Origin of the sequence: Mesorhizobium sp. M0276, assembly GCF_040321755.1 — a bacterium.
Classification (GTDB): Bacteria; Pseudomonadota; Alphaproteobacteria; order Rhizobiales; family Rhizobiaceae; genus Mesorhizobium.
Genome location: NZ_JAMYSC010000007.1, coordinates 133,909 through 152,864 on the forward strand (window position 1 = coordinate 133,909; position 18,956 = coordinate 152,864).

Below are 18,956 nucleotides of genomic sequence, written 5' to 3' on the forward strand. Positions count from 1 at the left end.
GGCCGCACGCACGTCAAGATTTGGGCACATCGAGATTGGAGTGGTGCGAAGCGATGACGGTGCAGAACCTGACCTGGCTCAATCCGCCGCCGCACCATTCCATCGACGGCGATGCCGTTCGTGTGCGAACCGGTAAGGAGACCGATTTCTGGCGCGAGACGTTCTACGATTTCTGGCGCGACAACGGTCACTTTCTTTACCGGCAGGTCGAGGGCGATTTCACCGCAGAGGTCACCGTCAAAGGCGACTACAAGGTGCTTTACGATCAGGCCGGACTGATGATCCGGCTGAGTGAAACGCATTGGATCAAGGCCGGCATCGAATACAGCGACGGCGTGATGTACTTTTCCGTCGTCGTCACCAACGATGCCTCCGACTGGTCGCTGGCCACAATTCCGGCCAGTCCCGACGGTGTACGGATCCGAGTGACCCGTCACGCCGAGACGATCCGCGTCCAGTACCTCAATGCTTCCGACAGCCACTGGAAGCCGGTGCGGCTTGCCTATTTTCCGATCTCGAAGACGGTCGATGTTGGCATGATGTGCTGCTCGCCGCAGCGCGAGGGTTTCGAGGTCACATTCTCCGATTTTTCCGTCGGACCACCGATTTCGCGCGAACTGCACGATTGATCGAAGAGAGCCTCGGCTCCTCACCATGGACGTGCCTGGACGCGTGCATGCGAAGCAGGTCCCGCACAGCACGATGATTGAGCAGCGGGCGCTCCGGACTTTGCGCCGGAGCACGACGTGGTCACCGCCTGGACCACGCCAGCCAGCGGCCCGCCAGATGTTTCCAGGACGAGGTGAGCTTTGTCCGCCGATAGGCGTCGCCGGCCATCTTGATGCCTTGTGCCTGCGTCGGGAAAGGGTGGATGACGTCGGCCAGCGCGTGCAATCCCATGCCCGACTTGATCGCCAGCGACACCGCATTGATCATCTCGCCCGCATGACTGGCGACGATCGTGGCACCCAGGATGCGGTCGGACCCCTCCCTGACGTGGATTTTGGCGAAACCCTCCTCCTCGCCGTCCATGACTGCGCGGGCGACGTCGTGCATCAGCACCGTATAGGTCTTGACCGGGATGCCGTTCTGGCGCGCCTCCGTTGGATAGAGGCCGACATGGGCGATCTCCGGATCGGTGTAGGTGCACCACGGAATAACCAGTTCGCTTAGTTTCCTGCGTCCGAGAAACAGGGCATTGCCCACAACAATCCGCGCCGTCGCCTCGGCTGTATGGGTGAATTTGTATGCGAGGCAGACGTCGCCCGCCGCATAGATGCGCGGATTGGAGGTTCTCAGATAATCGTCCACTTTGATGCCGGTGGCGTCGTACGCCACCCCGGCGTTCTCCAGGTCGAGCCCGTCGACATTGGGCGAACGGCCGATGCCGGTGATGATCTCGTCGACGGAAACCGTCATCGTGTCGCCGTCGCACACAAGGTCGGCGAGCTTCTTGCCGCCTTCTGAACGCACCGCCACCGCCTCGGTATTCAGGCGAACCTCGACCCCTTCGCGCGCCAGCGCGTCCGAAAGGATCTGGGCGGCGTCGCGTTCCTCGCCAGGCAGAAACATCGGCTCCCGCTGCACCAGGATGACGCTAGCGCCGAGCAGGCAGAAGGCCTGCGCCGCCTCGCACCCGAGCGGTCCGCCGCCGATGACCAGAAGCCGTTTCGGGCACTCTGTGAGATCGAACATCGTTTCGTTGCTGAGATAGCCGGCCTCGGTGAGGCCCGGAATCGTCGGCAGGGCCGGACGCGCGCCCGTCGCAACCAGCGCCTTCTTGAAACGCAGAGTCTTCCCGGCAACCGTGACCTCGTCCGGCCCGGAAAAACGTGCTTCGCCGAAGTAGAGGTCGATGCCTGCGGAAACCACGCTCGCAGCCGAATCGGCGCGGCTGATCCGCTGCCGGATCTGCCGCATCCTCGTCATTGCCCGCTGAAAGTCGATGCGAAGACGGTCCGGCGTGTCGCCGCCAAGATTTTCGGCATCGCGCATATCGGCATAGAGCCTGGCCGTGCGGATGATCGCTTTCGACGGGATGCAGCCGACATTGATGCAGGTGCCCCCGATCAGCCCGCGCTCGATCAGCGCGACTTTCGCACCGAGGTTTGCCGCCTCGCTGGCAGCCGTCAAGCCGGCCGGCCCGGCGCCGACGACGAGGAGATTGTATGGGCCATTGGGCTCAGGGTTCTTCCACAGCGGTGGATGGGCACCCCTGATCAGCTCGATGTCATTGCGATCGACAGGGAAGACGGTGGCCATGGTCCGGTCACGCGACATCGCCACCACCTGACGCCGGGCTTGCCGGCTGAGACAGCCAACCGCCGCTGAATCCGGCTCTGCCCAGGCCGCGGCGGATGTGCGGGTTGGACCGCATCAGTTCCCAGATCAGGCGCGACCGATGGTTCTCGATCATCATCACCACGATGCCCTGATCCAACCCGAAATGGCCTTCCGACACCCAGCCGTTGCGGCCGAATTTTCGCCGGTTGGCCAATGTCGGATTGAAGCCGCTCGGCAGCCGGAAATTGTCGATCACCTCGGGGTAGCGGTCCCTGAGATGGCGCAAGGCCGCCAGGCAGATATCCGGCGCGAAGGGCAGCGACGCCAGACAGGACCATGGGGCGATCGTTCCATCGTCCGGCCCGAAAGGCGCGCCGCGCGCGGCATAGCCGGAAAACCGGCGACGCTGTCGCTGTACGCTGGCACGAAAGCTGCCAGGTCCGTCGCCCGCCGAAAGTCCCCACAGGTTCGCGTCGTAGCCGCCGTAGCCGTAAGGGTTGTGGCGCGCATAGTCGCGGTGCAGGTACGTCGAACGGCGGCTGTTTTCGAAATAGTCCGAGTTCTTCTCACGCATGAAAGCGTCGCGGATGCCGGCGAAGTCGATCCAGGCATGCGAGAACTGGTGCATGAACAGGGGACCGCCATAGAGCACGTCGTAGCCGTAGATGTTTTCCCACTGATAGGTCGCCGTCCAACCCTCGTAGCTGTCGTCCGAGGTCGGGTTGTCGGGCGAGGCCATCGACAGCACGTAGAGGATCGTCGCTTCGTTGTAGCCTTCCCAGCCATAGTGGAGAAAGCCGCTCTTCGGCTTCCAGCCCTGCCGGAGCGTCGGGCTCGAGCCTTGCGCCCACCGCCAGTCGACGCGCCGGTAGAGCGCCTCGGCCAGTTGGCGGATTTGGGCTTCGTCGCCGTCGTCGTCGGAGAAATAGGCGCCTGCCACGAGCATGCCTGATATCAGCAATGCCGTATCCACCATCGACAGTTCGCAGCGCCCGACGCGCAGGCCGGTTCGCATGTCGAGGAAATGGTAGTAAAAACCTTTATGGCCGGTGACCTCGTCGCCATTGCCTTGCCGGCTCGTCGAGAAGAAGCGCAACGCCGCAAGCGTCAGCTTCACGGCCACATCGCGCGCCATCCAGCCGCGCTCGACGCCGATCGGGTAGCAGGACAGCGCGAAACCGACGACAGCGATGCTGGCCGGCGAATTCGGCCGCGACGTATCGGCGACCAGGCCGTTTTCCTGGTTCACGTTCTCGATGAAATAATCGAAGGCGGCGCGCTGATAGCGCTCCAGAAGCTCGTCGTCGGACAGCACGGCAGGTTCGACCTTAAGCAAAAGAAGCAACCTCCCGCCCGATTGCTGTCAATTGCCAAGCGGTGGCATAGCACCGGCAGGTCATTGCCGAACTGTCACGCCGTGTCATGGCTTTCCCCGCATAGCTTTGTGCGTCTCCGTCGATTCGAAGTCTGGGATTATACGCCGCTACGCACCCGTTCGTTGCACCGTCACGCGGAATTGTGATGCGTCCTGCTTAGTAGGTGGCGCGGCCGCTGGAAAAGTCGAACATGGCGGCCGTCGTGAACGAGCACTCCTCCGAGGCGATCCGCAGAGGTTAGCGGCACTCGTCGATCTCGCCAACGCGGGCCATCTGTATCTTTGGCAGTATGAAGTCGATGTGCTGCCGGGCGCCTCTCCGCAAATGCCTCGCTGTAAGACAAGGTGACCGGATTTGCCATTGAGCGCTGGGCGCGATAGATTATATTGCGCTGCACAATGGAGACGCCGTTTATTGCACGCCCATGTTTGCGAAAATTCCGGCCGGCTCATGGCTTGCCGGCCGTGGGTCGTGCCGGCGGGACTCTGAGATGAAGATTCCAAAGTCGTTGCTGATCGATCCCGAGAAAAACTCGGTCTATGGCGCCTTTGCTGTGGCCGTGTCGATCTGGGCGTTTTCCTACTCCGTCATTTTCGGCCAGGTGCTGATTCTCGCCTATTATGCGGTCTGGCTTCCGCTCATCCTGGTCGATTACCGGCGGTTTATGCGCCAACTGTCCAGCGCCTGGCTGCCGTTGCTGTTTGCGGCCTATGTCTGCTCCTCCGTCTTCTGGTCGCAGGCGCCCGGCGTCACGGCGAGAACGGCCGTCCAGTATTTTTCCCATATAGCCTGCGCCTATGTCGCTGCGCGCACCGTCAGCGTGCGCACGCTGACCATAGGTGCTCTGGTCGGGATATTCGTCGTCCTCATCTATTCGCTGAAGGTCGCGAACTATTCCGAAGACGTTCTGGATGGCACCGTCAACTTTGTCGGCGCCTTCGCTTCCAAGAACCAGATAGGCTTTGTCGGTTCGCTCGGCATCTATTTCTGCGCCGTCTTCCTCGCCTTTTACAGGCGCGGCCGGCTGAGCCTCATCCTGACGGCGCCCGTCGTGCTGCTGTCGGCCTATGTGCTCATCGTCTCGCATTCCGCCACCTCGATGGCCTCGATCCCGGCGGTTCTGGCGCTGGTAGCGCTTCTTGCGATGAGCAAACTTTTGTCACGGCGCTATCGCCGCGTGATCTTCCTGATCGGCGCCGGGCTGCTGGTCGTGGTTGCGTTTGTCGCCTTGAATCTCGGGCTGATGGACTTCGTCCTCGGCCTCTTCGGCAAGGATTCAACGTTGACCGGGCGGACCTATCTGTGGGAACAGGGCTGGAATACCGTGCAGAAATCGCCAATTCTCGGTGTTGGTTATGCCGCCTATTGGGTGCAGGGTTTCGCCGAAGCCGAGCGGCTGTGGAACGAATTCTACATCACCACACGCACCGGGTTCCACTTCCACAACACCTATATCGAAGCCCTCGTCGAACTTGGCTTCGTCGGGGCGACGCTGGTATCGCTGATCATGCTGCGCACGCTCTACGGCCACGTCGCCGCTGTGATCTTCAGGACATGGCAGGCGGATTCGGTGATCCTCGCCGGCGTGATGGTGCTGCTGCTGATCCGCTCCTTCGTCGAGGTCGAGATACTCAATCCCTACATCATGGGCTCTTTCCTGATGTATTTCAGCTTCTTCAAGCTGGCGCGAGTGCCCGTTACCCGCACGCGACGGGCGCAGGCCCTGCAGCAGCAGGCAGAGGCCAGGGGAGAGGCCGATTGGCCCCGGCATGCCGGCCGTCCGGCGGCCGCCGATCCGTCATGACCCACCGGCTCGCAGGTTGAAGCAGGCGCTCGTAAAATCGGCAGTGCCGTCCAGGTCATGCGCATTGCCACGGCTCGGCCAACATCAAGCCGCCCAACGCTGATTTCAAATTTTCAGAATTGAGACACGTCCCAACCCATTGAAATGGGTCGAAACACTGGATGGTATGCGGTGCCGGCGCGTCTATTGGCTGGCCAGCGGCGCCAGCTTGACCTTGATCACATCGCCAGGCAGCACCGGCGTATCTTCCTTCGCGGCAATTTCGCTGGTCTTGCCGTCGACGATTCTCACCAGTGTGTAGAGCAGGGTAGGCTCTTCGTTGGTAGCACTGGCGGCCGCCGTCGTGGCAGGATCGGTTGCCTGGGCGATCAGGCCTTTCTGCATATTCGCCTTCAGCGCCGCCTCGTTCAGCTCGGCTTCGGTCTGCTGCCGGTCGGTGGCGAGCCTTGAACTCAAGGTATTCTGGGCATCGATGGCATCCTGCGTAGCCTTGCTGATCGCCTGTTTGGCGGTGAGGATGGCCGTTTCGTAGTCCAGGATCTTGCCCTGCAGATCGGCAACGTTTTGGCGCGAATCCAGCAGTCGGGCGTTGGCGATCAGGCCTTTCTGCGCCAGCGGGCCGATGCTGGTGAGTTGCTGCTGCGCCAGATCGACCTGCTGCTGCTGGTTGACGATCTTCTTCTGCAGGGATTCGATCTCGGACTGTAGAACCCTCTTCAGCTCGTCGAGCGCCTCGAGTTTCAGCTTTAGCGCTTTTTGGTCGGCCGTCAGGATCGTCATCTCGTCGGCGACGATGGCTGGCAGTCTCGGATCGCCCTCGACCTCCTTCGGTACGTCGAAACTTGTCTTGCCGGTCATGTCCGCGTCGATGCGGGCGCGCTTGACGATTAGCCGAATGCGCAAGTCGTCAGAGATATCGAAGTTACCCTTGGCTGTGACCAGATCCTTGCCTAGCTGAGGACCATAGTCGGGGTTTCGCCTGATGCCACCGGCGACGCTGATCGCCTGCAACACTGTCAGGTCGGGCACATAAGGAAATTTGCCGGGGTTCTGTACTTCGCCCGAAATGTAGAATGGCCGGAACTGCGCCATTTCGACCGAGGCTTCCGGCCTATCCGACAGAGCGAGCTTGCGTTGCAGCGCCTCACCGATCGTCGTTGCGATTTCGGACGTGGTCTTGCCTGCTGCCGGCACTTCGCCGACGAACGGCACCGACAGCGTGCCCGATGGACCGACCGTGTACTCGCCATTCACCGCCGACCAGTCACGAAACGTGCCTTCCACGGTCTGCCATTCGGCAACTCGAATGGTGAGTTTGTCCTGCGAGCCGAGGCGGTAGTCGCCTGCGACGGCGATGTGGGGGACGACGAGCGACATGGCGAGGCATGTGGCCAGCAAACGCGCCCGCCGCAGGCGGCCGGAAACCGGGCTGCTGCGAAGGGCTTCGAACATATCTTTTTTCAACTGAACATTCCGATCCGCTTTAGCCCCATCGCCCGATGAGCTTGCGTCGAATGGCCGGCGCCAATATCTGGCGTTGGCCACCGGCCGGTCAGTAAGAGCCGCGCGACATCCAGACGGCCGGGACGGTCTTGATGATGATGCGAACGTCCTCGAACAGCGACCAGTTCTCGACATAGTGGCGGTCGAAGGCGACGCGGCTGTCATAGGACACATCGTTGCGCCCGCTGACCTGCCACAGGCCGGTCAGGCCCGGGCGAGATTTCAGGTAGTAGACCGCTGACGTGCCATAGATTTCCAGCTCGTCGCGCACGACCGGACGAGGGCCGACTAGGCTCATGTCGCCCTGCAGGATGTTGATGATCTGCGGCAGTTCATCCAGGCTGAGTTTCCTCAGTACGGCTCCGACACGGGTGACGCGCGGGTCGTTCTTCAGCTTGCGGGTCGCGATCCACTCGGCGTTGGCGTCCGGGTTGGTGGCGAGATAGGCCGCCAGCACCTTGTCGCCGTCCGGAACCATGGTGCGGAACTTCAGGCACGAAAAAATCCGCCCGCCACGCCCGATTCGCCTGTGGCCGTAGAAGATCGAGCCGCCGTCGGAAAACTTGACGAGCAGCGCTATCATGACGAACAGTGGGCTGAGAGCGATCAAGCCAATCAGTGAACCGGTAATGTCGAAACTGCGTTTGAGCAGGCCGCCGATCGGCGGCGGAAAATCGATGTCAGCCTGCGAAAAGCCCGCTGTGGCCGACTTGGCAACATCCCTCATGCCATAAACTCCATGCGTTGAACGAATGGTTCGCGGCAAGATACCAAAAAAATGTTGCAGCGCAACACACAATTTCCAACCGCATTGAAATAGTCGCGTCATGAATTGACCAAATAATAAGCTAGTCATGCACAAATTTCGGCGTACTTAGCACATTTGTGACAAGAAATGGGCATAGTCGGAAAAATACCGACATTTGTAGGGCGGTTTTTAGGCAAGCCTACCTGCCGACCAAGGTGCGGCGCATGTTAGTGCTTTAGCGCTAGGCGGTGCTTGGACAAAACCATCTAAAATACTACTCAATATTGGCTATTCTACTGAAAAATGCTGATGGCGGGAGATCGGCTTGAATCTCGTTGCGTGCGTTGCAGCATGGCGGAGTCGATCGCAAAAGCCCGATGAAAAATATCCGGAGTTGCCCTTGCCGCCTACTGCTCGTCTTAATAGAATTGCAAATTATATCTGTCACAGTGGCGACAGGTAGAAAAGGCCGGAAGCAACCGGCCGAGAGTGGGCGACCTTAACAAGCCCACATGACAAGGGACGGCGCTCGGGTGGGGCAAAACGTTATATGTACCCGAGCCGGTTTATGGGCTGTTGGGTATGGCACTTCCAAAATTCATCCTCGGGATGATTTTCGCTCTGGCTATCGTGGTCGGCTGGTCCTGGCTGGGCGGCGCATCGATAGGCACAATACTGGTGCGCGTCATAATCTGCGCGGTTGTCATCCAGGCGGGTTACTTCGTGCTCGTCTATGCCATGATCGCCAGGAGCCCGCCGACGCCGGCCGACATGGCTCGTGACGCTGAGCGAAAACTGAGTGCGCCCGAAGTTGCCGAAGGCGAGAAGCTGAGCGCAAGGCGCGGCCTGCACTAGTCGCGGCTTATCAGCCTTACGCCACGTTGGCGGGTTCGCTCTCCGGCTGTTCCCCCCGACGGCATCCTCGACGACCGGCTGCCGGTTTTTCTTCAGCCGCTGATATTGGCTTCGGCGATACGGCCGCATGGTAGCCTTTTATGGGTCAAGGCTGTTTATCATGTGTCGATCAATTGCAGGTTTGTCGGCGTCACCCCATGTGAGCCACGCCCAAACCCCGAGATCTTTTGAGCCGATTCCTTGTGCGTAGGGCAGGCGATCTCGGTAACGCTCTGGCTGCAGAATTCCGCACTGCAAAAGGAAGGGCTTTACGGCATCGAGGTTTTTGGTGATGCTTGCTTCGCAACTGCAGCATACGCGTCGCGCAACCGCTTTCTTTGGGAGACTGTGCGCCAAAGTGGCCTTGCCGGATGGTTCATACGAAGGATTGCGCGCCGCCGACTGTGACGACGAGGTGGCCTGTGTGCAGGCCTGCTTTCGCCGGGCCGGACGCCGACTCCGGCGACGTGCCTACGCCTTGGTCCGCTTCCTCGGCGAACAGCATATGACTCGCGGCGACGGCAAGTACGGGGCGAGGGCAAAGCGATATCACCTGTACGAGAGGCAAATCCATGTCGATGACGAAATCCGAGGTCTGCGTGATCATCGCGGCAAGAAACGCGGCAGCGACGATCGCTGTCGCTATCGCGTCCGCGTTGCGTGAGGCGGAAGTGGCGGAGGTCGTCGTCGTCGATGACGCATCCACCGACGACACCGCTGATGTCGCGCGATCCGCAGACGATGGTAGCGGGCGGCTCAAGGTGATGCGCCTCGATATCAATCGCGGCCCCTCCTTTGCCCGCAACGCAGCCATCGCCGGCTCGAAATCGCCGTTCATCAGCATTCTCGATGCCGACGATTTTTTCCTTGAAGGCCGATTTCGCAACCTGTTCGCCGGCGCCGATTGGGATTTCGCGGCAGACAACATCATGCTGATCAGGGATGACGCGACAGGCGATGCGACGAAAATCGTCGCGCCGCAGTTTGCCGCCGATCCGGAATTCCTCGATTTCGAGCGCTTCGTCGAAGGCAACATCTCCAGACGCCGCGTGCAAAGGGGTGAACTGGGCTTTTTGAAGCCGGTGATCAGCCGCGCCTTCCTCGACCGCCATGGCTTGCGCTACGACGAGGGCCTGCGGCTGGGCGAGGACTATGAACTCTACGCCCGCGCGGTCGCCCGTGGGGCGCGGTTCAAGGTCATTCGCTCCTGCGGCTACGGCGCCATCGTCCGCGCCGATTCGCTGAGCGGCCGCCACAAGACGCAGGATCTGAAGCGTCTGGCCGATGCGGACCTGGCGCTGCTGGCGATCGACACCCTGCCGGAAGGCTCGAAAGCGGTGCTGCGGCGGCATGAGCGGCACGTGCGCGACAAGTACCGGCTGCGCAATTTCCTCGACGTCAAGGCCGAGCGGGGGCTGGCATCGGCCGCTGCCTACGCCTTATCAAGCCAATCCAACTTCGTTCCTATCGTGCAGGGCGTCGCTTCCGACAAGCTTGAGGCGCTGTTTCGCCGTGTTGGCCTCGTGTCCAGGCAGAAGCACGTGCCGCCGCTGCGTTTTCTGATGGCCGGAACCAGCATGGGCAAGCAACGTTGACAGCGGCGCCGATCAGGCGCGATCTATTCACCGAGGGCACGTTCATCACGCAAACCATTTCGGCCGGATTTATGAGTTTACGAATTGGGTGGTTGCCTGTCGGCTCCGACGATGGCAGTCTATGGTGCGGTGCAGCAAATTGGATGACCAGCCGAACTGGCCCCCGATCGGATTGGTCTGATGTCTCCTTGATTGGAGCAGGACAATGCGACACGAGTTTTCTGAGCCCCCGCTGCGGGGATCGGCCAGAAGCCCGGCCCAAGAGCCGGCGATGACGGGAATCTGAGTTCATGGCCTCGATATTCGGTTTCAGATCAAGGGATCCGGCCCGCGACCGGCAGACCGACGGTTCGCGCCTTGATCGCCTGGCAAAGCTGTTCGAGCAGATCGCGGCCGAGATCGAGTCCGAGAAAGCCGGGCTTGAGAATCGCTACCGGACCAAGGCGACCAATGCCGCCTTCCTGATCGAAGCGATGGAAAACGGCTCCGCCTCCGACAAGCGGTCTTCGGAAGTCAGCGCGCTGACGCAGTCGATCCTGAATTGCGAACGCCGCATCGCGGCGCTGTCGCGCCAGGACGGCATGATGAAAGAGATCCGTCATTCGCTGCATATGGTCTTCGATGACAATACCGGCTCGGAAATAGCGGCCAAATTCGCCAGGCCCGCGGGCGCCAGCAGAGGTTGATGGTGACGGCTCGAAACTGTTCAACGGATTTGATGCAAGGCAGGAAAAGCAATTCGGGAGGGTCACAAAAGCAGGTCAAGGTTGCCCGTTTCAGGAGCGGTTCGAACGTCGACTTTGGGTTGGGGACGCGCAGCGCAAAGGTGAGTTTGATATGAATTCGGATCCGAAACCTACGTCCACGACAGCATTTGGCGCACCGCCGCTCGCACAGCGGACCGCGCAAGCCAGCCGGCGGCGATTGCGTTCGCTCAGTGCCTTGCTGCTGGCTGCTCTTGGAAGTTTCCTGGTAACCCCCTCCTATGCCCAGGACATTCCGACATCGCCGTCCTTTGTCGACGATTTCAAAAGCTTTGATCGTGCGCGCTGGTATGTTTCCGACGGCTGGAACAATGGCAGCCATCAGAATTGCACCTGGTCGAAGCGACAGGTCAGCCTTTCGGACGGGGTGCTGTCGCTGGGCTTCGAGAAGCAGCAACTGAAAAACCGTGAGTTTGCCTGCGGCGAGGTCCAGACCAAGCAGCGTTTCGGCTACGGCACCTACGAGGCGCGGATGAAGACCGATACCGGCTCCGGCCTCAATGCGGCGTTCTTCTCCTATATCGGTCCATCCGACAAGCAGCCTTGGGATGAGATCGATTTCGAGGTCCTGACCAAGAACACTTCCAAGGTGCAGGTCAACGCCTATATTGCGGGCAAGGGCAAGAACGAGAAGCTGGTCGACGTGCCGGGTGGCACCGAGAGTGCTTTCAACGATTACGCCTTCGTCTGGCACAAGGACAGTTTGCGCTGGTACGTGAACGGTCAACTGGTCAACACCATCACCGATCCGGCGAAATTGCCGACCCATGCGCAGAAGATATTCTTCAGCTTCTGGGGCAGCGATACGATGACCGGCTGGATGGGCGCTTTCACGGATCCGGGCCGCAAACTTTCGCTGCAAATCGACCGCGTCGCATTCACGGCCCAGGGGGAACCCTGTCAATTTCCGGAATCGCTGGCATGCAGCGTAAAGTAGTTGGGAAAGTCGTGTTGAACTGGCCGGGCCGAAAACGGCCCGCTGCCTTGCATGGGAACGAAACCGAATGAATTTGACGGTGTTTGGAATTGGCTATGTTGGCCTCGTACAGGCGGCGGTACTTGCCGAAGTCGGGCACCAGGTGGTGTGCGTCGACATAGACGCCGCCAAGGTCGAGCGGCTCAATCAGGGCCTGGTTCCCATCTTCGAACCTGGACTGGAAAGCCTGGTCAGGGAGAACCACGCCGCCGGCCGAATCAAGTTCACCACCGATGCCGCCGCTGCCGTCAGGCATGGCGAGATTCAGATGATCGCGGTCGGCACGCCGCCCGGCGAGGACGGCTCGGCCGACCTCAAATATGTGCTGGCCGTCGCCGAGACCATCGGCCGCGAGATGGACAAATCGAAGATCGTCGTCGGCAAGTCGACGGTGCCGGTCGGCACCTGCGAAAAGGTCAAGGCCAGGATCGCCGAAACGCTGAAGAAACGAGGCCGCGAGGATCTGACCTTCGACGTCGCGTCCAACCCGGAATTCCTCAAGGAAGGGTCTGCGGTCGCCGACTGCATGAAGCCGGACCGGATCATCGTCGGCACCGGCAGCGAGGACACCGAGGCGGTGATGCGCGAACTCTACGCGCCGTTCAACCGCAACCACGAGAAGATGATCGTGATGGACGTGCGCAGCGCCGAATTCACCAAATATGCCGCCAATTGCATGCTGGCGACCAAGATCAGCTTCATGAACGAGATGGCCAATTTGGCCGAGCAGCTCGGCGCCGACATCGAGGAGGTCCGCAAGGGCATCGGCAGCGATCCGCGCATCGGCTACCATTTCATCTATCCGGGTCTTGGTTATGGCGGCTCCTGCTTCCCAAAGGACGTGCGCGCGCTGATCAAGACCGCCGAAGGCGTCCAGTTCGATGCCAAGCTGCTGCGCGCGGTCGAGGAGCGCAACAACGCACAGAAATCGGTTCTCTTCGACAAGGTGGACCGCTATTTCAAGGGCAACCTCAAGGGCAGGACCTTTGCGCTGTGGGGTCTCGCCTTCAAGCCCGACACCGACGATATGCGCGAGGCTCCGGCGCGCACGCTGATGGAAGCGCTGTGGAAGGCCGGCGCCAATGTGCAAGCCTATGATCCCGAGGCGATGCAGGAATGCCAGGCCATCTACGGGCTGCGCGACGACCTGCTTCTGTGCGGCACCAAGGAGGCGGCACTGCGCGGCGCCGATGCGCTGCTGATCGCCACCGAATGGAAGAGTTTCCGCGCGCCGTCCTTCGACGCGCTGCGAGATGCACTGACCACACCGATCATCTTCGACGGCCGCAACCTCTATGACCCCAAGGTCATCGCCCGCCATGGCATCGAATATCACTCGATCGGCAGAATGGCGGCGTGACGGGAGGGGCGGCACAACAAGGAGCCAGGTCCATGAAAGTTCTGTTTGCAGGCGGCAGCGGCTACACGCCGCAATTCAGCGGCGGCGTGCAGTCGAGCACCCACCATCTGGTGGAACAATTGCGCGAGAACGGTCATGATGCTTCCGTTCTGGCGGCGCTGTTCGGCGACGGCATGTTCGGCTTCAGGGCGCGCGCCAAGATGAAGCTCCTTCGTCAGCGCGCCGTCATCGACACTTTCCCGGGCTATCCGGTGGTGCGGGCATGGTTTCCCTGGGAAGCGGTCGGCTTTGCGGTCGAAAAGCTGAGGCCGGATGTCGCCGTGGTGCAATGCCACAACTCGGTTCCGATCGGCAGGGCACTGCAGGCCGAAGGCGTACCCGTCGTCGTCTATCTGAGGAATGTCGAATTCCGCGAACTGGCCGGCGACCTGCGCGACCTGCATTCGGCGCTCTATATCGCCAATTCCGAGTTCACGGCGCGCACCTACAAGGCAAAATTCGATATCGATTCGACGGTCATTCCGCCGACCATCAATCCCGCGTTCTACTGCACACCGACGACCGGTGAATTTGTCACGCTCATCAATCCCTATGAGGAAAAAGGCTTCGACCTTGCAGTCCGCATTGCCGCCGCCTGTCCTGAGATCCCATTCCTGTTCGTCGAAAGCTGGAAGCTCGATGACGATCATCGGGCCCGGATCGAAGCGACGATTTCTCCATTGCAAAACGTCAAGCTGGAAGGCCGCACCAGTGACATGAAGACGGTCTACGGCCGCACGAAGATCCTGCTTGCACCCAGCAAATGGGAAGAGGCCTGGGGCAGGGTAGCCTCGGAAGCGCATTGCAGCGGCATTCCCGTGGTCGGCTCACGTCGCGGCGGTCTGCCTGAAGCGATCGGCTCCGGCGGGGTGGTGCTGGACTACGACGCACCGTTTGCCGACTGGGTCTCGGCCGTCAGACGGCTGTGGAGCGACGACGCCGAGTACAAGCGTCTATCGGCGGCGGCGACTCAGTTTTCAGAGCGACCGCAAATGAACCCGGACCGTCAGTTCGCCACGTTCATGGACGTTCTCGACAGCGCTCGGCGTGTCGGCCTGGAGCGGGCTGCCTAAGACGCGGTGCGTTGGAATCGATTTACCTGGCGCCCTACGCTGCCAGGCGCCTGCAATCGCATAAACGCCCCTGAGCCAGTTCCAGGCCCAGCCATCTGCCGGGCAGTTCGATTCAAATGCTGCAGCGCAATATTCCTGTGGCAATGCAGCAATCAACGTGTATTCTGTCCGCATACATTAGGGCTGGCGCAACGCGGACCGCTTGGGGTCTAGGGCAAGCCCCAACCTTGCAGGCGGGCTATGCGTGTGGGCTTTGTCGTCGGCGAATTCCCTCTGCTTTCAGAAACCTTCGTCGTGGACCAGATGGCTGGGCTGCTGGCGCGGGGCTTCGATGTTGAGGTCGTCTGCGACAGGACGAAAGGCGACGATCGGATAGACCGGCGAATGGAGCCGATGGCGACGCTGCTCGCCAGAACCCAACATTGGTGGAGATGGGCCGCTGGAATCAGCGAATTTGTACGCCGGCTGCCGCCGCGCCTGCGATACAAGGCTTCGACCGCTCTTGATATGATTTTCGCACGCCGCCTGAACCACTGTGACGTGATTGTCGCTCACTTCGGACAGAACGGGGAGAGAGCGGCGGCGCTGAAGAAATGGAAGGTCCTCAAACCGCCTATCATAACCATCTTTCACGGCGCGGATGTCGCGATCCCCGCGCGGCAGGCAGTGCTTGCGACGCAATACGCTGGGCTAATCAAGCACGGCAGCTTGAACCTGCCGGTCAACGATTTCTTCCGCAGGATGTTGCTGGAAGCCGGTGCGTCTCAGGCAAGCACAACGGTCCATCACATGGGAATCGATCCCCGCGAAATAAGCTATCGCTGGGAATCGTGGGAAGGCACCCAGCTGATCGTGACTACGGTTTGTCGCCTGGTGGAGAAGAAAGGCGTCGAGTTCGGCTTGCGCGCCCTTGCCTCTCTGGCAGCGTCCCATCCTGAGATAGACTGGCGCTACGATATTGTCGGCGACGGTCCATTGCGGGTTGGTTTGGAGAAGCTGGCTGTCGAATTGGGCTTGGCGGGTCGCGTAACATTCCTTGGCAGCCTCCCCCACATGGAGGTGAAAAGACGGCTTCGCATGGCACATCTCTTCTTGCTCCCAAGCGTCACCGCCAGCGACGGGGACATGGAAGGCATTCCGGTCGCGCTCATGGAGGCCATGGCCGCCGGATTGATTGCGGTCAGCACGCATCACTCGGGAATCCCCGAGCTCATCGAGGATCAGGAGACAGGGTTGCTTGCACCCGAGCGAGACGTTTCAGTGCTTGCCGCCAAGCTTGCCTGGGCAGCCGGACATCCGCAGGAATGCGAACGAATCGCAGTTGCCGCGCGCCGCAAGGTCGAGGACGACTTCAACGCCGATATTCTGAATGAACGTTTTGCACAAATGGTTGCTCAACTGGCCACGCCGGCCTCTGCACCTGAACCCGCCAAGCATGCCGGCGCTGCCGAGGTCCTGGCGAGTCCTTCATCTGCGGGCCTTGGTGGTTGATCGGCAGACACGCCAAATTGCCGGAAATCTTGCTCCGCCGCACCAAAAATGTTGCAGTGCAGCAAAACCTGTACTAACGTCCGTTCCGGGTGGCCAACAGCGGTAGAATTCTATGCTGCATGTCTCGTGCCTTGGGCACGATGTTTTCGGCCCGGCCGTCGTCGGGCGCGCACCGGCTCCCAGTGCGGTTGACCTGCAGCCACCTTGCGAGGTTTCCGTGCCCCCTGCCGGTCCCCATGCGGGGCGGTTCACAACGGGCTGCTTGATCGGTATTCGCATGAATGCATCCTGCCGATGAAGATTTGCTTCGTAGTCGACAAGTTCCCCTCATTGTCGGAGACGTTCGTTCTCGACCAGATAGCAGGGTGCCTTGAGCGCGGCATGGAAGTCGGCGTCGTCTGCAATGAGATGTCCTTTGGCAAGGACGGCAATATCGACGATTCGCGCTGGCACGCGCTGCCGGGAAAGGTCGTATGCTGGTGGGGTCGCCTAGCTCGCTATCGCCCGCTGCTCAGGAAGTGGTCTGGCAGGTTCTGGGATAAACTCTCGACCGCCATCGACATTGCTCATGCGCATAGGTTGCAGAATGCCGACGTGATCGTCGCCCATTTTGGCAACAACGGCATGCGCGTGGCCCGCGCTATTAAACGAGGCAGGATTTCCGCTCCCCTTATGACGATATTTCATGGCCGCGATGTCGGCGAGCCGCTGCATGACGATACGCTCGCGCGCTACAAGATTGTGTTCGAAAAGGGCGCTCTTCAACTGCCGGTGAATGCGTTTTTCCGCGATGCCTTGATCGACGTTGGTGCATCGCCGACGCAGGTTATGGTTCACCATATGGGCGTGCGGCCGAGCGAGATCGGCTATCGGTGGCGTTCATGGGAGCAAGCCACGCTATCTTTCATCTCGGTCTGCCGCCTGACTGAGAAAAAGGGCATCGAATATGCGCTTCGCGCGCTCGCCAGCCTGCCGCGGCGCAACTGGGTCTATTCGGTGATCGGAGGCGGAGAACTTCTGGAGGAGTTGAAGGGGATCGCCGCAAATCTCGGCATCGCCGACAGGGTGACTTTTCTTGGCCCGCGTCCGCACAGCGAAGTGAAGCAGCGTCTGCGCGATGCCCATGTGTTCCTGCTGCCTAGCGTCACTGCGCGCGATGGCGATCTGGAAGGTATCCCGGTTTCACTGATGGAGGCGATGGCCGCCGGCCTGACGGTGGTCAGCACATATCACTCGGGGATTCCCGAACTGATCGAGGATCAGAAGACAGGTTTTCTGGCTCCCGAGCGAGATATCGCGGCACTGACTCGCAAACTTGCCTGGATCGCCGAGAATCCGAAGCCCTGCGAGCAAATTGCCCTCGCCGCGCGCAAGAAGATCGAGGCGGACTTCAACGCAGATGTGCTGAACGAACGTTTCGCACAGATCGCCGAGCAGCTTGGCGAAACGAGGGTCGGTTCATGAATGTCAATCCGCCGCCCCCTCATTTCGGTCGTGTCGCCCTTCGTGGCGGGTTGGTAACGATCGGTGCGCAGGGCTTCAAGATGGCGATCCAGTTTCTCTCCGTCATCGTGCTCGCCCGACTGCTCGTTCCCGAGGATTTCGGCCTGGTGGCTTCCGTCGGGCCGATCGTGGCCTTTGTTGGATTGCTTCAAAACCTGGGCCTCCAGCAGGCTGTGGTTCAGCGCAAGGACATCAGCGACCGGCAGCTCAACCAGGTTTTCTGGATCAGTGCGCTCGTCGGGCTGGGCAGTGCCGTGGTAGTGGCCGGCATGGCGCCTGCGATTGCCGCTTTCTACGGCGATCAGCGCATGTCCGGCATCACTCTTGGCTCCGCCTTGCCGCTGCTCCTCGGCAGTCTTGCCGCGGTGCCGCTGGCATTGATGAATCGCCACCTGCAATTCGGCCAGCTCGCCGTGAACGATGTGATAAGCGCCGCCGCCGGACTTCTGTCCGCTGCAGTCGCGGCCTATGCGGGGCTTGGCTACTGGTCGCTGGTCATCGGCCCGGCTGTTTCAGCGGTTGTCGCGTTGGCGGCCGCGTGGCGGGTGGCGCGGTGGAAGCCACTACGCCCGGATTTGAAAGTCGATGCCGACATATTGTCGTTCGGCGCCAATCTGACGGGCTTCAATCTTGCCAACTTCTTCTCGCGCAATCTCGACAACATCCTCATCGGAAAATATTCCGGCGCGATCGAGCTCGGCTATTACGACCGCGCCTATAAGCTCCTGCTGTTCCCGCTGCAGAACATCAACCAGCCGCTGACGCGCGTGATGGTGCCTCTGCTAAGCCGCATCCATGAGGACAAGGCTCGATTTCGCGACATTTACGTGCGGACCAACTGGATGCTGGCTGCCGTTACCATGCCCGGCATCGCGGCGCTGACGATGACCTCCGATCAGGTCGTGGCGCTTCTCTTCGGCCAGGGTTGGGCGCCGGTGGCGCCGATTTTCGCCTGGCTGGGCATCGCTAGCCTGGTCCAGTCCGTTTCAAGCACCACAGGCTGGATATTCATCTGTCAGGGCAAGACGAAGACCATGTTCCACTGGGGCATCTATTCGTCACTGACGACCGTAGCCGCCTTCATCGTCGGCCTGCACTGGGGTGCCGTCGGCGTTGCCGCGGCCTATGCCATCAGCGGTTACGTGCTGCGCGTTCCCGTGCTTGCCGTGCTGGTCCATCGAGTCGGTCCCGTCACAGCCGCCGACTTTCTGGTCATGCAGGGGCTTTTCATTGCCTCGTCCCTGCTCGCCTGGCACGCGTACTCGTGGTTGCCGGCGTCGCTGACCGGACAGTCAGACCTGCTCGCGGTCTTTCTCGCGATTGCTCTCAATTACGGGATCGGTCTCATTCTCATGCTTTCGGTCGCCCAGTCGCGCCGCGCGTTGTTCACCACCCTGTCCAATGCCGCGCGCAACATCCGCTGAGTGACCGTCGATCAACGGTGCCAGCAGGTTTGTGGCCGACATCGCCGAGGCATGCTCCTCAAGCACGGCCTGAAGGCTGGTCTGGCGATAGAGGTTGAGGTTTGCTGCAAATCTGCCGAGCTT

15 protein-coding genes are annotated in these 18,956 nt (G+C 60.8%); 11 read left to right on the top strand and 4 right to left on the bottom strand.

The annotated features are described in order from the left end of the window. Positions 1-53 precede the first annotated feature (53 nt). The gene (locus tag NKJ01_RS08050; protein ID WP_352727297.1) at positions 54-629 is read left to right on the top strand and encodes a DUF1349 domain-containing protein; all 576 of its coding nucleotides are present in this window, start codon (positions 54-56) and stop codon (positions 627-629) included. A gap of 121 nt (positions 630-750) precedes the next feature. On the opposite strand, the gene NKJ01_RS08055 is transcribed toward NKJ01_RS08050, so the two are convergent. Beyond that, positions 751-2,280, bottom strand: coding sequence for a mercuric reductase (locus NKJ01_RS08055; protein ID WP_352727299.1), 1,530 nt, complete (start codon positions 2,278-2,280; stop codon positions 751-753). Further along, positions 2,270-3,619, bottom strand: a complete 1,350-nt coding sequence (locus tag NKJ01_RS08060; RefSeq protein WP_352727301.1) for a glucoamylase family protein — start codon at positions 3,617-3,619, stop codon at positions 2,270-2,272. Before NKJ01_RS08060 ends, NKJ01_RS08055 begins: the two co-directional genes overlap by 11 nt. A 530-nt stretch (positions 3,620-4,149) precedes the next feature. On the opposite strand from NKJ01_RS08060, the gene NKJ01_RS08065 reads away from it, so the two are divergent. Next, on the top strand, positions 4,150-5,463 hold the full coding sequence (locus NKJ01_RS08065; RefSeq protein ID WP_352727303.1) for an O-antigen ligase family protein: 1,314 nt from the start codon (positions 4,150-4,152) through the stop codon (positions 5,461-5,463). A 183-nt stretch (positions 5,464-5,646) separates the two neighbouring features. On the opposite strand, the gene NKJ01_RS08070 is transcribed toward NKJ01_RS08065, so the two are convergent. After that, entirely contained in the window at positions 5,647-6,915 is a 1,269-nt protein-coding gene (locus tag NKJ01_RS08070) for a polysaccharide biosynthesis/export family protein (protein ID WP_031260783.1), read from the bottom strand. 100 nt (positions 6,916-7,015) lie between these two features. Next, complete coding sequence (locus NKJ01_RS08075) at positions 7,016-7,693, bottom strand: sugar transferase (protein ID WP_023761497.1); 678 nt, start codon at positions 7,691-7,693, stop codon at positions 7,016-7,018. Positions 7,694-8,296: 603 nt separating this feature from the next. Between NKJ01_RS08075 and NKJ01_RS08080 the strand changes: the two genes are divergently transcribed. The 9 genes from NKJ01_RS08080 (at position 8,297) to NKJ01_RS08120 (ending at position 18,833) form a co-directional block, all read left to right on the top strand. After that, on the top strand, positions 8,297-8,569 hold the full coding sequence (locus tag NKJ01_RS08080) for an exopolysaccharide production repressor protein (protein WP_352727305.1): 273 nt from the start codon (positions 8,297-8,299) through the stop codon (positions 8,567-8,569). A gap of 611 nt (positions 8,570-9,180) precedes the next feature. Next, a complete protein-coding gene (locus NKJ01_RS08085; RefSeq protein ID WP_352727307.1) occupies positions 9,181-10,203 on the top strand; it encodes a glycosyltransferase in 1,023 nt (340 codons plus the stop codon). A 290-nt stretch (positions 10,204-10,493) separates the two neighbouring features. After that, a complete protein-coding gene (locus tag NKJ01_RS08090; protein ID WP_352727309.1) occupies positions 10,494-10,889 on the top strand; it encodes a hypothetical protein in 396 nt (131 codons plus the stop codon). A 151-nt stretch (positions 10,890-11,040) separates the two neighbouring features. Continuing rightward, on the top strand, positions 11,041-11,904 hold the full coding sequence (gene exoK, locus NKJ01_RS08095) for an endo-1,3-1,4-beta-glycanase ExoK (protein WP_352727311.1): 864 nt from the start codon (positions 11,041-11,043) through the stop codon (positions 11,902-11,904). A 67-nt stretch (positions 11,905-11,971) separates the two neighbouring features. Further along, positions 11,972-13,303, top strand: coding sequence for a UDP-glucose dehydrogenase family protein (locus NKJ01_RS08100; protein ID WP_023761503.1), 1,332 nt, complete (start codon positions 11,972-11,974; stop codon positions 13,301-13,303). A gap of 32 nt (positions 13,304-13,335) precedes the next feature. After that, complete coding sequence (locus tag NKJ01_RS08105; RefSeq protein WP_352727313.1) at positions 13,336-14,415, top strand: glycosyltransferase; 1,080 nt, start codon at positions 13,336-13,338, stop codon at positions 14,413-14,415. A 240-nt stretch (positions 14,416-14,655) separates the two neighbouring features. After that, positions 14,656-15,906: a glycosyltransferase gene (locus NKJ01_RS08110; protein ID WP_352727315.1), complete on the top strand. Its 1,251-nt coding sequence runs from the start codon at positions 14,656-14,658 to the stop codon at positions 15,904-15,906. Between the two features lie 294 nt (positions 15,907-16,200). Beyond that, entirely contained in the window at positions 16,201-17,370 is a 1,170-nt protein-coding gene (locus NKJ01_RS08115; RefSeq protein WP_352727317.1) for a glycosyltransferase, read from the top strand. Then, positions 17,367-18,833: a lipopolysaccharide biosynthesis protein gene (locus NKJ01_RS08120; protein ID WP_352727319.1), complete on the top strand. Its 1,467-nt coding sequence runs from the start codon at positions 17,367-17,369 to the stop codon at positions 18,831-18,833. The genes NKJ01_RS08115 and NKJ01_RS08120 overlap by 4 nt, the downstream gene beginning before the upstream one ends. Positions 18,834-18,956 lie beyond the last annotated feature (123 nt).

Bases quoted from the DNA above. Each gene is read 5' to 3' on its own strand.
- NKJ01_RS08110 (WP_352727315.1), top strand. From the start codon at position 14,656: ATGCGTGTGGGCTTTGTCGTCGGCGAATTCCCTCTGCTTTCAGAAACC.
- NKJ01_RS08115 (WP_352727317.1), top strand. From the start codon at position 16,201: ATGAAGATTTGCTTCGTAGTCGACAAGTTCCCCTCATTGTCGGAGACG.
- NKJ01_RS08055 (WP_352727299.1), bottom strand. From the start codon at position 2,280: ATGTCGCGTGACCGGACCATGGCCACCGTCTTCCCTGTCGATCGCAAT.
- NKJ01_RS08090 (WP_352727309.1), top strand. From the start codon at position 10,494: ATGGCCTCGATATTCGGTTTCAGATCAAGGGATCCGGCCCGCGACCGG.
- NKJ01_RS08065 (WP_352727303.1), top strand. From the start codon at position 4,150: ATGAAGATTCCAAAGTCGTTGCTGATCGATCCCGAGAAAAACTCGGTC.
- NKJ01_RS08050 (WP_352727297.1), top strand. From the start codon at position 54: ATGACGGTGCAGAACCTGACCTGGCTCAATCCGCCGCCGCACCATTCC.
- exoK (WP_352727311.1), top strand. From the start codon at position 11,041: ATGAATTCGGATCCGAAACCTACGTCCACGACAGCATTTGGCGCACCG.
- NKJ01_RS08100 (WP_023761503.1), top strand. From the start codon at position 11,972: ATGAATTTGACGGTGTTTGGAATTGGCTATGTTGGCCTCGTACAGGCG.
- NKJ01_RS08085 (WP_352727307.1), top strand. From the start codon at position 9,181: ATGTCGATGACGAAATCCGAGGTCTGCGTGATCATCGCGGCAAGAAAC.
- NKJ01_RS08105 (WP_352727313.1), top strand. From the start codon at position 13,336: ATGAAAGTTCTGTTTGCAGGCGGCAGCGGCTACACGCCGCAATTCAGC.
- NKJ01_RS08120 (WP_352727319.1), top strand. From the start codon at position 17,367: ATGAATGTCAATCCGCCGCCCCCTCATTTCGGTCGTGTCGCCCTTCGT.
- NKJ01_RS08080 (WP_352727305.1), top strand. From the start codon at position 8,297: ATGGCACTTCCAAAATTCATCCTCGGGATGATTTTCGCTCTGGCTATC.
- NKJ01_RS08070 (WP_031260783.1), bottom strand. From the start codon at position 6,915: ATGTTCGAAGCCCTTCGCAGCAGCCCGGTTTCCGGCCGCCTGCGGCGG.
- NKJ01_RS08075 (WP_023761497.1), bottom strand. From the start codon at position 7,693: ATGAGGGATGTTGCCAAGTCGGCCACAGCGGGCTTTTCGCAGGCTGAC.